The 14,022-nt window shown below is 65.3% G+C and carries 16 protein-coding genes; 1 reads left to right on the top strand and 15 read right to left on the bottom strand.

Going from position 1 to position 14,022, the window contains the following annotated elements:
- Positions 1-45: 45 nt before the first annotated feature.
- The gene (locus P0Y60_14385; protein ID WEK60485.1) at positions 46-999 is read right to left on the bottom strand and encodes an aldo/keto reductase; all 954 of its coding nucleotides are present in this window, start codon (positions 997-999) and stop codon (positions 46-48) included.
- 61 nt (positions 1,000-1,060) lie between these two features.
- The gene (locus P0Y60_14390) at positions 1,061-1,261 is read right to left on the bottom strand and encodes a hypothetical protein (GenBank protein WEK60486.1); all 201 of its coding nucleotides are present in this window, start codon (positions 1,259-1,261) and stop codon (positions 1,061-1,063) included.
- Positions 1,262-1,375: 114 nt separating this feature from the next.
- Here P0Y60_14390 and P0Y60_14395 point away from each other — a divergent pair, with 114 nt between their 5' ends.
- Positions 1,376-1,540 carry a hypothetical protein gene (locus P0Y60_14395; protein ID WEK60487.1) on the top strand — a complete coding sequence of 55 codons (165 nt, stop codon included), beginning with the start codon at positions 1,376-1,378 and terminating at the stop codon, positions 1,538-1,540.
- A gap of 1,059 nt (positions 1,541-2,599) precedes the next feature.
- Here the strand turns inward: P0Y60_14395 and P0Y60_14400 are convergent.
- The 13 genes from P0Y60_14400 to P0Y60_14460 all read right to left on the bottom strand — a co-directional run bounded on the left by P0Y60_14400 (position 2,600) and on the right by P0Y60_14460 (position 14,011).
- Positions 2,600-2,902: a hypothetical protein gene (locus P0Y60_14400; GenBank protein WEK60488.1), complete on the bottom strand. Its 303-nt coding sequence runs from the start codon at positions 2,900-2,902 to the stop codon at positions 2,600-2,602.
- Positions 2,899-3,162 carry a hypothetical protein gene (locus P0Y60_14405; GenBank protein ID WEK60489.1) on the bottom strand — a complete coding sequence of 88 codons (264 nt, stop codon included), beginning with the start codon at positions 3,160-3,162 and terminating at the stop codon, positions 2,899-2,901. Before P0Y60_14405 ends, P0Y60_14400 begins: the two co-directional genes overlap by 4 nt.
- Before the next feature lie 149 nt (positions 3,163-3,311).
- Positions 3,312-3,548, bottom strand: coding sequence for a hypothetical protein (locus P0Y60_14410; GenBank protein ID WEK60490.1), 237 nt, complete (start codon positions 3,546-3,548; stop codon positions 3,312-3,314).
- Positions 3,549-3,564: 16 nt separating this feature from the next.
- Complete coding sequence (locus tag P0Y60_14415; protein ID WEK60491.1) at positions 3,565-5,625, bottom strand: hypothetical protein; 2,061 nt, start codon at positions 5,623-5,625, stop codon at positions 3,565-3,567.
- 3 nt (positions 5,626-5,628) lie between these two features.
- On the bottom strand, positions 5,629-6,078 hold the full coding sequence (locus P0Y60_14420) for a hypothetical protein (GenBank protein ID WEK60492.1): 450 nt from the start codon (positions 6,076-6,078) through the stop codon (positions 5,629-5,631).
- Entirely contained in the window at positions 6,078-6,419 is a 342-nt protein-coding gene (locus tag P0Y60_14425; GenBank protein ID WEK60493.1) for a hypothetical protein, read from the bottom strand. Before P0Y60_14425 ends, P0Y60_14420 begins: the two co-directional genes overlap by 1 nt.
- 10 nt (positions 6,420-6,429) lie before the next feature.
- A complete protein-coding gene (locus P0Y60_14430; protein WEK60494.1) occupies positions 6,430-6,723 on the bottom strand; it encodes a hypothetical protein in 294 nt (97 codons plus the stop codon).
- Positions 6,720-7,145: a hypothetical protein gene (locus P0Y60_14435; protein ID WEK60495.1), complete on the bottom strand. Its 426-nt coding sequence runs from the start codon at positions 7,143-7,145 to the stop codon at positions 6,720-6,722. The genes P0Y60_14430 and P0Y60_14435 overlap by 4 nt, the downstream gene beginning before the upstream one ends.
- A complete protein-coding gene (locus tag P0Y60_14440) occupies positions 7,145-7,867 on the bottom strand; it encodes a D-alanyl-D-alanine carboxypeptidase family protein (GenBank protein ID WEK60496.1) in 723 nt (240 codons plus the stop codon). Before P0Y60_14440 ends, P0Y60_14435 begins: the two co-directional genes overlap by 1 nt.
- Positions 7,867-8,832 (bottom strand): hypothetical protein, encoded by a 966-nt coding sequence (locus P0Y60_14445; protein WEK60497.1) that lies wholly within the window; start codon positions 8,830-8,832, stop codon positions 7,867-7,869. The genes P0Y60_14440 and P0Y60_14445 overlap by 1 nt, the downstream gene beginning before the upstream one ends.
- A complete protein-coding gene (locus tag P0Y60_14450) occupies positions 8,832-9,905 on the bottom strand; it encodes a hypothetical protein (protein WEK60498.1) in 1,074 nt (357 codons plus the stop codon). Before P0Y60_14450 ends, P0Y60_14445 begins: the two co-directional genes overlap by 1 nt.
- Before the next feature lie 9 nt (positions 9,906-9,914).
- Positions 9,915-10,679 carry a hypothetical protein gene (locus P0Y60_14455; protein ID WEK60499.1) on the bottom strand — a complete coding sequence of 255 codons (765 nt, stop codon included), beginning with the start codon at positions 10,677-10,679 and terminating at the stop codon, positions 9,915-9,917.
- On the bottom strand, positions 10,679-14,011 hold the full coding sequence (locus P0Y60_14460; protein WEK60500.1) for a tape measure protein: 3,333 nt from the start codon (positions 14,009-14,011) through the stop codon (positions 10,679-10,681). Before P0Y60_14460 ends, P0Y60_14455 begins: the two co-directional genes overlap by 1 nt.
- Positions 14,012-14,022 lie beyond the last annotated feature (11 nt).

A 14,022-nucleotide genomic window follows, 5' to 3' on the forward strand; every position in this document is an offset into this window, starting at 1 on the left:
GCCGGTCAGGGACGCGTCGACCGGGTGCGGGGCTCGTCGTCAGGGTCAGGAGCGCGCCGGAGTCCACTCCGAAACGCGGTTGAGCAACCGGACCTCGTCGGCGGTGAGCTCCAGGCGCGCACCGGCGAGCAGGTCGGGGACCTGTCCCACCGTGCGGGCACTCGCGATCGGCGCGACGACGGCCGGCTGGGCGCGGAGCCACGCCAGCGACGTCGCGGCGATCGACGCACCGTACGCCTCACCGATCTCCTCCAGGGCATCGATGATGCGGAGCCCCGCATCCGTGGCGTACTTGGCGGCGCCCTGGGCGCGCGGCGAGGACTGTCCAGCCACGTCCGTCGACCGGTACTTGCCGGTCAGGAATCCGCTCGCCAGGGAGTAGTACGGCACCAGGCCGAGCTCGAACTCATGAGCCACAGGGACGATCGTCTCCTCGACGTCGTTGCGGTGGACGAGGTTGTAATGCGGCTGCACGGCGACCGGGCGCGAGACGCCGAGGCGGTCGGAGATCGCGATCCATTCGCGGATGCGCTCGGCGGAGTAGTTCGACACCGCGATGTTGCGCACGAGACCGTCGGTGACGAGCTGTCCGAACGCGCCGACGGTGTCTTCGAGGGGAACCGTCTCGTCGTCGAAGTGCGCGTAGTAGAGGTCGATCGTGTCGACACCGAGACGGGCGAGCGACGCCTCTGCGGCCCGGCGCACGTTCTCGGCAGACAGCCCGCGGAACTCCGGGTGCTGACTCACCTTGGTCGCGACGACGACGTCCTGCGGATTGCGCGACGCGAGCCACTGACCGACGATCGTCTCGCTCTCGCCGCCCTCGTTGCCCGGCACCCAGGCGCTGTACGAATCGGCGGTGTCGATGAAATCGCCCCCGCCTGCCACGAAGGCGTCGAGCACCGCGAACGAAGCGTCGCGGTCGGCGGTCCAGCCGAACACGTTGCCGCCGAGAGCGAGCGGGAAGACGTCAAGATCACTGGTTCCGATACGAGTCATGATCGTGACAACGGGCGAGAAGACCCTCGCATTCCCCTGTGACGGCGTATGTCGACGGCGTTCAGTCCTCGGGACGAGTGACGGCGTCGTAGCTGCGCTTGACCGAGAGCGAGAGCATCCCGAGTACAGCCGAGACCACGAGCAGCACGACGCCCGTGCCAGGTGCGAAGAACAGCATCCCGACGCCGCCGAGCGCCGCGAACGCCGCCAACGACCCGAACGCGACGTACGTCCAGAACGTGAATCGGTTCCACAGGCGCATGTCGCCGAGCTTAGCCGTCGCGCGGAACCCGACGCCGTCAACCCCCTCTCGATCGCGTCGGGGGCGCGCGTAGGGTGCTCGGAACCGATGAACCGCGAAGACAGAGGAGACACGATGAGCGATCCGAAGAACACCCAGGGCACCCCCGGGGCCGATGAAGAAGCGGACACCGCATCCGGAGGGGCCCCGGAGGATACTCACCCCGATACCGATGAGATCCTCGACGCGGAGACGACCGACGACGACGGAAAGCCGCTGGAGAACCCCTCAGGAGGGTGACCGACCCCGAAAGGCTCTCGCGGGTCGAGGGATCACAGAGCCGACTACGGGACTCGAACCCGTAACCCCCGTTTGAAGTATGCGATGTTCATAGACGTACTTCCTTGCACCGTCCCCATCATCTCGCGGGATCAGTGCATCCAAGTACATCTATGTACGCATTCAAAACCACGACTAAACCATGGATCAGATGCCAGGATGTGTTGTCATGACCACTGAATGGATCGGTCTGCCGGAGGCCGCTTCAATCGCTCCAGGCCTGACCGCCTCTCGCCTCAACCGCTTACGTCGAGAGTCGAGGTTCCATCCGTCTCTGAACGTCCCGCCAATCCGGAGGCTAAGCGATGGCGAGGTGATCTACGACGAGCTCAGCTTCCGGCGCTGGCTTGAAAGCACTGTGTGGTGGGAGTGGACAAGCGGGCCTGGAGGACACCTGCGTACACCTCCGAGCGCAACGCGCACCTACTGCTATCAGGATGCCAATCTGACCATCCTGCGGCAGAGAACCTACATCACAGAGGGTGATCTTGTCGGCTTGGTGCCCGATCTCCCGCGATGGCGAGTCCAGGACCTTCGGTTCAAGGGTCGCGGGCCTAGGTTCTTGAAGCCGACCCCGCAGACCGTGGTCTACATTGCCGAGGACGTGGCGGACTGGGCCAATGGCGTGTCGGACTACTCCGATCCGATCTCGAATTCGTTCGAGGGACCCCGCGAGCCGTTCACTCCTATCCCCCGCCACATGCGCTATCGATCCGACGAATCTCCACCCTTTGGCAGAGCATCTCGATAGGCAAGGTTCTCAAGGATGCGCGCTGCGACATCACCCGACCTGCGCCATGCAACATCTGAGGGCTCTGTTCGCTGGCCAACCACCCGGGTCTCCGCTGATTCGGAGTGGTCCCCCATCACCTCTAGGAGGTAGTCAGCAAGTTCGATCAGGCATTCCTCTCTCGTTGTCACTGACTCGCACTATCCTCTCGATGGCCATGCCGACGAACCTTGCAAAAGGCCCCCACCCTCCCGAAGGAGAGTGGGGGCTTTTTGTGCGTCCGTCGCGGACTAAGCAAAGACCTCGACTGGACCCGACACGACAGTGAGCGGCACGCGCCCGTTATCTGCGTCGTCAAAGGCCTTCTTCAGCGCATCTTCCGCGACGTCCTCGACGAATGTGTCGGACGACGCGAGCGTGCAGTCGATACCCAGGTGGAACGCGACCGAGGACTCGTCCTCGTTCACGAGCATGTCTGCACTGACGACAGCCATGTTGTTCTGCACGGAGGTGTAGACGGCTTCGAGCCATTCGTCGGTGAATGGCTTGGGCTCGTTGAACGTTGCCGTGATGTGAATGCCGTTGATCATCATCTTCCTCCTCTTGCTTCGACCGCTTGCTGGTGTTCTTCAATCCGCGCAAGGATAACCTCGCGACGGGGCTCATTGATGGGGTGACGGAGATCGATGGTCACCTGATAACGCCGACCGTCGTCGGGCCAAATGCGCACCGATGCGTCTCCCCAACGGGAGCGGACATACCAACCCGAACTGTGAAGCTCGTCGAAGAATTCCGCCATGCCGTCGGGGAGCGTGTCTTCGTCAACGTACTGACGCCAGTCGGTAGCCCCCACCCGTGCAGTATTGCACACTTACCAGGGCGGCTCCGTCGGTAGGCCGTGCGCGAAGGTACTAGCGCCCCCGTGCAGCGTGGGATCTTCATCGTTGGCGGGAAACGCGAAATGCCCCCTCATCCTGAGGGATGAGGGGGCATTCACGCGAGTCAGCGGATGCGAATGTCGTTCTTGTCAATCTCCGAGTCGTAGCGCGGCGGCTCGCCCGTCTCAAGCTGATGCACCGCCACGATGACTTCTTGGAAGAAGCTCCAGATAACTCGGTCCTTCACGTCTTGCCATTGCTCGATAGGAGCCTCCGCCATCTCGGCGTACAGCTGCTGGAGCTTCATGGTGAGTGCGGCACTGATCGGCGCATCCTCTGAAATATATCGTTCCTCTGGCATACTCTCTCCTCTGCCGTCAGGCGTAATAAGCGGGGTTCCGGTAGGGGTCCGCCACGGTGGGTACGCCGGTCGCGCCGATGACCGCCCTGTTGGTGATGTAGGACTTGCATCGGCTGTTGACCGGCGCCTGCGTGTTTGTCACGGCCCCACTCCATCGGCATCGGAGGAAATCCGCAAGCCAGTATCCGCTGAGTGCCGGGGCGGCGAGGTCGCAGTCCTCGATCGACCAGTCACCGACAAAGGTCTGGGCGGAGGCCGCGACACGCATCAACTGGATCACACGCGAGCGACGGATCACCAGGTTCGATGTCGATGGCTCGGGAACCTTGATGGCAACGTTCATGGAGTCTTCGACCAACACCTTGAACATCGCTCCACCCGGGGTGTCACCCTCGTTGGTTATGGAGATCCCGGCGTCGTTCGCGGCCGGGAACGTCATCCGTCGCACGGTGACTGCGGTCGCACTTCCCGTGTCGGGCAGAGTCGTCGCGGACTTGACGAGTGCCGCAGCGACCACCCGTGCTCCCGGGTTCACAACCTGGAAGTTGTCAATCTCCACCGCGGGAAGATGGTTCCGCTGGAACGACTGCGCACCAATGGTGACGGCCGACGCAACCCGTGGTGTGGGGAGCGTGAGCACGACGTCGTGGATGAGCACGGACGGGGCTGCGAGGATATGACCGAAGTCGTACCCGTGCCCACCGTCGTTGATGGTTGAGTACCCCACAACCCATGGCGTCGGCGCGGTTCCGGTCGACGCATCGCACGTCCACTTCGCGCCTCGGACTTCGATGATGCCGGCGAGCTCAGGAGTGTCCGCACGGATGCCGACGAGGTTGCGTCCTCCGAAGAAGTCGCCACCGATCACAGCGACGGAACCGCCAGCGACAGCGAAATGTGTGCCGCTGCCGGGAACGATCGACGTGATCGCTTCGGCGACCAGCCCCGTGCCCCAGTGCGTGTCCACGCCGCCGCCATAGAAGCCGCGGACAAGGCGAACCCTGTTCTCGTATCGTCCTGTCACCGCATGGCGGCACTGAGTGATTTCTGCATCCTCGATGCGGATATCAGACGACCGGTACTTGGCGATGCCGTATCCGGCCCCGTTCAGGTCGAAGCCGTGAATTTTCGGCGCGATGAGCGCGACGCTCACGGCATCCTGGATACGCACCGCACTGGTCAGCGCTTGCCCGGTCGTATTGATGACTCGGAGCCCTCGCACCTCGACGTTCGAGCGGGCGATCGTGACGAAGTTGTCGTTCGCGCCGGCGGCGGCTCCGTCTACGATGACTTCGATACCGGTCACCTGTGTCGGTGTTTCGGGGGCGTGGAGGTCGAGGGTCGTGACCTTCGTGAGGTCGTAGGTGTTGTCGATCGGCGGGAATGCGCTACCGTCGACGCCCACGCGCACCGCCTCTTGCTTCGTGTACGCGGCAGCGGGTCCGGACATGTAGCGGCCGATCAGTTCCTCGGAGGAAACGATGATGAGCGTCCCAGATCCGCCGATACCGGTCGTCTGCGTCGACCCCTTCGTCAGCCCGGTGACTGCGGACGGGGTGATCGCGGTCGGGCTCCCGTCGCGCCCGAGCACGATGCGAGCGTTCGAGGTTCCGGCAGCGAGGAAACGCGCCTCGGAGCGCACGGAGCCGTAGAGCGTGACTGTCTTCGTGATTCGCACGTCGACCGGCGGGATGTAGAGAGGGAGGCCCGCTGCGTTCGCCGCGCTAGCGGCAGCGATCAGCCCATCGGAGTCGTCTGCGATGCCGTCGCCGACGATGTATGGTGCGGCCGACAGCACACCGGTCGCGTCGCGCACAGCACGGCCCGTAGCGGTGTCGCTCGCCGGGATGTAGGTGGCGATCGCGTCGTCTGTCGGCACGGCATTCAGACCAGGGAGCCCCCGGGACACCTTCAGGTGTACACCGCGGTTCGATTCCGTTCCGATCATCTGTGCTTCTGCTGGCTGATCGGCGGGGATGGTCTCAGCGGTGACGAACGCCAACGTCCCGGTGAGACCCTTGTCACCCTTCGCACCCTTGAATGAACCGAGCTGCGGTACTCCCGATGGAAGCGCCATGGTCTAGCTCCTCACTCCCCACGCGTTCGGGGGCGTCATGTCGATATAGAGACCTGCGGGTGTGTCCGCAGGCCACGGCGGGCCGATCCAGACGGCGAGCAGGGATCCACCATTCATCTCGCCGATGTTGCCGCCGCCGACGACGGCCGTGAACTCCCATGCTTCGGTGCCGTGCCAGATCTTCGTGAGATCGTCGGCCAACTCGAAGCGCCCGACCTCGATCACGTAGTCGATGCCAGGCGATCCGCCCGTGGCCGGGGTGAGCTCGCCGGAGGGGACGAGGTTCATTGAGAAGGCGCCTGCCGTCAGCGTCACCGGCACGCGCACATCGGAGATCAAACCGTCCGGTCCGAATGCTGAGACCTTCGGTCGGACAGTCATCTCGGGCAGCCAGCCGCCGAGGTTCCCGAGCCCGATGTCGGAGAGCTTGCCGGTGTACGCGTACGTGACCATCAGTCGCCCTTGAGGTCGCGACGCAGCGTGACGCCCGCCTCAATGTTGCGTTCGACCGCCGCTGCCGTCTGCTTGGTCACGAGCGCGTAGGAGAGGCTCACGATGCCGAGAGAGAGCAACGCGAACACCCACAGGTTGCCGACAGGTTCGCCGGTGATGTTCTGGTAGAACACGATCACGATCACGGCGAGCAGCACGGCGACGATCACGGTCACCGCCTTCTTCTGCCACGTCTTCTTCACGAATGCCAGCGCCCCGTTTAGTGCAGCGATCGCGTACGGGGCGAAGAATCCGAGCAGGACGACGATGCCTGCGGGGACTGCTGGGAGTTCGATGTTCATGTGCGGTGTCCTAACGGTGGGGCCGGGCGGGGCGCCCGGGAACTTCGGGAAGGTCTTCGACGCGGACGCCGTGGTTGAGTGCGACGATGCGGGTCGCGGAGAGCGCCTCCTGGAGCAGGCGGCGATGCGTGGACTCGATGTCGTTCTCCACGCGGAGGCGGTCGTTCTCGTCTCGGGCGCGCTTCGCGCCTCCGGTGATGCCGCGCCAGATGAGTCCGGCTGCTTTCGGGGCGAGGTTTCCGAGGCCGAGGAGAGTGAGGACAGCGATGACAGTTGCGGGGGTTCCCCACTCGGCGGGGTTCATGTGATGCGTGCCTTACTCGGTGCCCAGTCCTTGCTCCAGATGCGTGCGAGTTGCGCGGCGAGCAGACCGATACCGACGAACAGGCCGGTGAGCTGCTGCGCGCGCGAGCCCTCGGAGGTGGCGTGCATGTAGATGACGACGCCGAAGTAGCCGGCGAGGCCGAGGATCATGAACGCGACGCCAACCCGCTCGAGCGCCCAGTACCCCGGGAGCGCCGCGGCCGAGGCCATGAGCGCGCCGAGGAAGATCAGCACCGCGAGGACGCGGGTGATGATCGGGCCGAGCTCGCCGAGGAGCGTCAGCGACGGTTCGGTGAACGTCCATATCGATCCGGCCGCGGCGCCGACGTACACGAAGAAGGAGATCAACGTGACGACCTTCGGCTCCGCGACGCCGCGCCAGACTTTCAGGAAGGCGATCATCAGCTCGTGCGCGGGTTCGGGAGGGGCTTCAACCCTGCGCTCGCGCGGCGGGCGTTCACGGTCCCGAGGAACCCGTCGTACTCGGCGTTGTTCACGTCGACCGGCTTCCCGAACAGCTTCCGCTCACGCGTCGATGCACGGGGCGAGAGGCGCTGGAAGGTGAGTTCTCCCACCAGTGCGCGCTTCGTCTCCTCATTCGGGTCATCCCCGTTCCAGATCATGCGCATTTCGATATCTCCGATCTCAGGTTCAGGTAGTGCCGGCGGGTTCGGGTTCGGCAAGTGCCATGCACCCGATGCGGTCTGCACGAGCGTGACGACCTCGTGGCGGTGGTTGTCGCGCGCTTCGTCGTACTCGAAGTGCCAGCCTTCGATGAGGGTCCAGACGCCGTCCACCCACCGGTAGACGGTGCGCCGCCACCCGTGGTCTTCCATGAGTGCTTGATGCTCCTGCGCCTCATCGGAGTCGATCGCGTACCCGAGCTGATGGATGCTCGGGCCGTCACCTTTCGGCGGCCCGTCCGGAGACTTGGCGATCGGTCTCCCGTACCTCAGGAACGTCTGGTAATGCTCGTTCTGCTGAGACCACGAACGGAGCGCCTCCGTGATCTGCATCCGATGCCCCAGGGCTCGGTCGATGCGCGCCAGAGACTTCGCCGGCGCCTCACGGAGAAGCCCCCGCCCACCACCAAGGTTGACGATCACGCCTGCAGTGCCACCCATCACTCCTCCTCGTCATCGTCTTCGACCGGCGGAGTCCAGTCGGACGCGATCGGTTCGAGTTCGGTCTTGTCGGGCTCTACGTCGAAGTGCTCGCGTGCGGCGGTCACCGTGATGTGTGCTTCTCGCCCTGCGGCCCCGTAGACCGTGACAGCACCTCCGGCGACGCGTTCAGCGCCGACCATGAACGGCCGCCCGATCGGGGTCACCTGGACCGTCGGCTCGTCGTCAACGAGCACGAGAGCGGTGAAGTACTCGGGAAGGTCAAACACGGCCTCACCATCCGCGTCAAACTCGACGACACCGCGGTAGAAGACGCCGTGCTCCGGCCCCTCCAGGGATCCGTGGCGCAGCTGCTTCCCCGGCTTGGTGGGGTGATCGATCCAGAACGACTTCGATCCGCCGCCGATGTCGCCGACAGCAGTGATGTTGCCCAGCGCAGTGATATTGCTCAAGGACTGCAACGCGGTTCCGGTGATGAGGCCGACCGCTGTGAGACCGCCCTGCACAGTCGCGGGAGCCCCAAGGATGACCGCCGACGACGCGTCGAGAAGCAGAGTACTCGTGGAAACGACGCGACCGCCGTAGCTGCCATTCTTGTCGATCAGCAGCGGCCCGACGACGATGCGCCCGGTGCCCAGTGTGAGGTTGTTGTCCAGGGTCACAGGGCCGGCGAGGCGGGTGGACCCGGAGGTAGAGAAATTGCCCTGAACGCCGGTCGGGCCGCGCAGATACACGGTGCCCGTCCAATCGAGGACGCCGCCCCCGGCTCCCGTCAGGCTGCCGCCGTCGAGGATGAAGACGCCGCCGCCGCCCTCGAAAGTTGCCGAGCCCGCGTCGTAGAAGCGGATGCCGGCGTTGCCGATGGAGCCGTGCTGCAGCGTAGCCCTGCCGACACGGTGGACTTCAGTCCACAGCCGCTGAATCTCCTGCTTTAGCCCCGCATCTCCCAGGTGGTTGACGCCCATCACTCACCCCCGGTTGGCTGAACGCTGATCGTCTTCACCTCGGATTGGTCGCCGGACACCTTCACGACGCGGCGGCGATACCACCCGTCGGGGATGAGCGGATCACCGTCGAAGTGCAGCCGGGCCATGTCACCGATATCGATCGGTGTGTCAGCGGTGACCTGGAACTCCCACTGCACGGTCGGGGTGCCGAACGTGACCAGATCCTGTGCGGCCATCGCGGACAACTGCGCGACCCGGTCGACCTGCTTCACGTTCGTCGTACGGTCGAGAAGTGGGTATGGGGATGTCGTGTTCCTCTCGGAACGCACCAGCATGTCCACTTCGGAACCCTCACCGGTGTACCGTGCGTTGTTCGTGACGCGAGTGGGATCGACCTGCTCGGTGAACCCCGTGATCGGCGAGAGAGGGGCGGTGACATCGAACTCGCGCGTCACTCCGGTCGACCAGTCCACGTCCGACTCAAACAGCCAGTCGGCGTCACCGTTGCCAGCCCATCGGGGTCGGAAGTAGATGTCGAGACCCTCAGCGAGGAGGTCGTTCAGAACGTCGCCCACCATCTCCTGGTGATACCCGTAGTAGGTGCGGGTCACGACGGGACCGCTGTACCCGCCGGGGAGCGTCAACGGGAACGCCATCGAAGGCAACGCAGGGCCAGTGCGCCCTCGCCGCAGCACCGACTCTGCCAATGCCGGGATCGTCGCGTTGTACGTGACCTTCCATTTCTCCAGATTCGGGGCGTCATGGTTCCACCCGCCGCGCCGCCCCAGAAGAGACCAGAGATCGACGAGCTTCAGCGGGAGCTTGGACTGCCCCCGCTGATACTTCGAGTGGCCCATCGAGTACCCCATGTACTCGAGCACCTCGTCGCGTTCGACGGCGATCATTCGCGCCCATGGTTCGATCAGGCTGCGCAATGCCGCGGGGCCGAAGGAACTGTCGAGCGGAATCGTGATCGAGGATCCAGCATCACCGGCCGAGAGCAGCCGCTCATACGTGTATTCCGACATCGGAATGGTGTCGAGACGCTGCCCGGTCAGAGCGTTGCAGACATACGCCTGGAGCTTCGCCACGCGAACCTCCTAGATGTAGGTGTCGGTCACTCGTTGGCTGAGGGTTCGTGCTCCGTTGATCGTCGCTGCGACGCCCGGCAGCCCTGCAGGTATGCCCCAGGGTCGGTACGTTGTGATCGCGCCGACCTGTCGCACGCCGGCTGCGGTGAACAGTCCCCCGGCCACGAAGTCGATGTAGTGCGCCGCGGCGGGTGCCGTCGCGACCACGATCGTTCGACCGCCCGGTCCCGTGACCGTGTATGCGCCGGTGCCGGCGCCGATCATCAGGCGCGGTGTGGCCGGGAAGTTGCCCCGGTGGACAGCTGCCTGTCCTGCAGGGAAGTCGGTCACGTCTCCGTACTTGCGTGGATCGGCCGACACGAACTGCATCAGGAACCGTGCGCGCAGGAGACCTGACCGGACGCCAGCATCGCGAAACGTCGGCTTCCCCCCTCGCCGCGCCCACGCCCACAACGTCTCGCCTTGATGATCGACGCTCACCCGGAAACGCCCGCCTGCAGCGCCGACGCCCGTCACCTGGCTACGCAGCTGGGCAAGGTCAGTCTCCGAGCGTGCGAGAGCATGTCCATCGATCGAGAACACCCGCGCCGACTGATACACCGGCAGATCGAAATCGCCATGATCGGACGGACGCGCGATCGACTCGCGACGCGCGTCCGTCCCGTCATCCCACCCCTCGAAGCCGTCCCGCGCCACGAACAGCCCCTGAGGGCGACGCTCGTTCTCCTCGGGATGCCCGAGAATCTTGACGCCGTCGACATGGATTCGAAGCATCACGCCCCCCTCAACATCGCAGTGAGCTGCTGACTCGCGAGCTCCGCGCCTTCGCGCGGATCCGTCTTGTCGAAGTGATTCACCTGCGACACCGAACGCGGGATCTCAGCGGGAGCCGCATCTCCACCCGTGCCAGTGCTCTGGCCGGCCGAAGCAGAGATCGTCATCGACGCACTCTGCATCGCCGCCTGTGCCCGCACGGACGCGTCCTTCGCCATGTCGACGAGTGATGCTCCGAACTCCCCCGACTCCGACTTCGCACCCGCGTTGAACTGCTCCAACGTGGCCTTACCGGAGTCCTTCAACCGCTTCCACCCGGCACCCGAAAGGGGACCGCGCTTCGCCGGCGAGTGAGGGAAGAAATCGGTGATCGTGCCGACGATGTCGCCGACCGCGTCGCCGAGAGAGCCGACCATGCTGAACAGGCCGTCGATGATGCCCTTGATGATCTGTGCCCCGAGGTCGAGCCAGTCGACCGCCACGAGCCCATCCCAGATTGCCGAGATGATCTGTGGGAGCATGTCGATGATCTGCGGGATCGCCTCGATCAGCCCCGTGATCAGAGCGACGACGAGCTGAATGCCCGCCTCGATCAGCTGCGGCAGCGCGTCCAGCAGCCCGGTGACGAGTTGAAGCACGAGAGTGATCGCGGCCTCGACGAGTTGCGGGAGCGCGTCGATCAGCCCGGTGACCAGCGACAGGAGCAGTTGAATGCCCGCGTCAATGATCATCGGCAGGTTCTCGAGGATCGCGGTGAGCAAGCCCATCACGAGTTCGAGTGCTGCGGTAAGCAGCTGAGGCAGTGCCTGGATCAGCCCGTCCACGAGGGACATGAGCAACTGCACGCCACCATGGATGATCGTCGGCAGTGCCGCAACGATCGCCTCAAGCAGACCCGACACCAGTTGCAAAGCACCGTCGACGAGCAGCGGCAGCGCGGTGATCAAACCCTCAACGAGAGCGGTCACCAGCTGGATCGCCCCGTCAATGATCGCGGGCAGGTTCGTGATCAGAGCGCTGACGAGCCCGTCGACGAGCGCGAGAGCACCCTCGACGAGCACGGGGATCGCGGTTACGATGCCCCGTACCAAAGCGAAGACGATACTGGTCGCAGCTTCGAGTAGCTGCGGGATCGCGCCGAGCAACCCGTCAACGATGCCCGGGATAGCACCGACGACAGCGTCGACAAGCTGCGGGAGCGCGGCCACAACTTGATCGATGATGCCTGTGATGCCGGAGACGAGACCGCTGACGTCCCCGCCCGACAGCGCGAACGCCCCGAACGCGGCCGCAGCGATACCGAGCGGACCACCAAGGAGACCGAGCGCGCCGCTCAGACCGGGCAGCAGCGACGCGAGCGGACCGAGGCGAGCGAGTAGCCCGCCGAGTCCACCCGCACCGAGAGCCGCGAACGCGCCCGCGAGCGGGGCAAGGATCGGCGCGAACTCCTTGAGCTTGCCGATGAGGTCGCTACTGCCGTCACCCACAGAGGTGAAGAACCCGGTGAGGCGGTCCATGATCGGACCGACCCAGGAGTTCCACGCCGCGCCGACGCCCTTCGCCCGCTCCTCGAGCGGGCCCAGAGCCTTCGACACGGAGTTGATCAGCGGCCCGAGCTTGGAGTAGAACGATCCCTCTTCGAGCCCACCGAGCGCGTTCGCGCCGATGCGCCCCATGGCGGCGAAGAAGTTCTTCGTCGCCCCGGGGACGGTCTTCCCCATCTCGTCCGCGACAGTGCCTGCGGCCGCGGTCGCGGCCTTCGAGAACGTCGCGAAGTCGATCTTGCCCTTCGACGCCATGTCGAAGACGTCGCCGGCAGTGACGCCGAGCTGCTTGCCGAGCTCCTGATAGATCGGGATGCCCTTGTCGGCGAGCTGACCGATGACGTCGTTCTGGACGCCGTTGGCCTGGGTCGCCGCCTTGTTGAAGATGGAGCCCATCTCCTGCATCGTGAGCCCCGCCGCGGAGGCGTTGTTCGCGATGCTCTTGAGGTGGCTCTGCAGCTGCTCGCCCGGCTTGATGCCCGCAGCGACGGCCGCACCAGCGACGGTCGCCGCTTCACCGAGACCGAAGGCTGTTCCCTTGACCGACGCGGACGCGTCGGCCATGATCGCCTTGATCTCGCCGGCGTCCTTGCCGAAACCGCGAAGCTTCGCCTGCGCGGTGTCGATCGCGGTCAGACGACCGAAGCCCTTCCCAAGGGCGATACCGATTCCCGCTGCAGCGATGCCGACGGCACCGGTCGCAGCGTTCTGGATCCCCGCGCCGAGCGCACGCCCTGCGGCGGCTCCGGCGTTGCTTGCGGCCGAGACGACCGAGGACAGGGCACGCTGCGCCACTCCCCCGATGGAAGAGACACCGCGCCCGAAGGAAGACACCAGCCGGGACGCGGCGGGGCCAGCGGCAGCACCGAGCTTGGCGAACAGCGCACCGACCTGCGAGGTGACAGGACTCATCCACGATGAGACCTTCGAACCGAGCCGCACGAACGGAGACGCAAGGCGCGCCCCCAGCGCGGCCGCGTACTGGGTGAACGGCGCGAACGCACCACGCACGGTCTTTCCGACCGACCCGAGCCACGACTTCGACGCAGCCCACGCCTTCGCAAGGCCGCCACCGACCATCGTCGCCATCGACGTGAACGCACGCGACACCTGCGAGGCCATCAGCCGCGCGATGCGCGTGACACCGGTGATATCCGACGCGGCACGCACGATCCCCGCGAGCGACCCGATCACGCCCGTGAAGGCAGACCGGGCCGCGGCGGCGTTCGTCCAGCCATCTCGGAGCGCACCGGCCACGCCACGCAAACCGGTGTGGGCGCGAGCAGACGCGGCAGCGAGCGAGGCCGTCGCCGTGACGACTGCGGTCTGCGCGGCGGTCAGACGTGCAGATGCAGCCGTTACCGACGCGGAAGCCGCCGCGCTGCGACGACGAGCGGCGGCGAGACGCTCCTCAGCCGCCACCGCCTGGGAGGACTCCGCGCCCGACTTGGCGATCGCCTCCTGCAGCTTCGACTCGGCGACGCGAACCTTGCCCGCCTCGTCCTGCTGCTTCAGACGGGCACGGGAGAGCACAGCGGACGCGGACGCGACCTCACGGTTCAGGGACCTCATCGCATCGGCGCCGAGACCGGCGGTCGACGAGTTCAGCGACTGCTGCATCTCACGTCCGAGGGAGCGACCGGTGAGGCTACCTGCACCCTTGAAGCCCTTGTTGAAGGTCTTCGCACCGGCCGCGCCAGCCTGCTCGGTCTCGCGCGCAACCTTGCCCTTGAAGCCGGTCATCACCGGGAAGATCGATACGTGACCGGAGCCGACCTCATCGGACATCTGCGCACCCC

This window comes from Candidatus Microbacterium colombiense (genome assembly GCA_029203165.1).
GTDB lineage: Bacteria > Actinomycetota > Actinomycetes > Actinomycetales > Microbacteriaceae > Microbacterium > Microbacterium colombiense.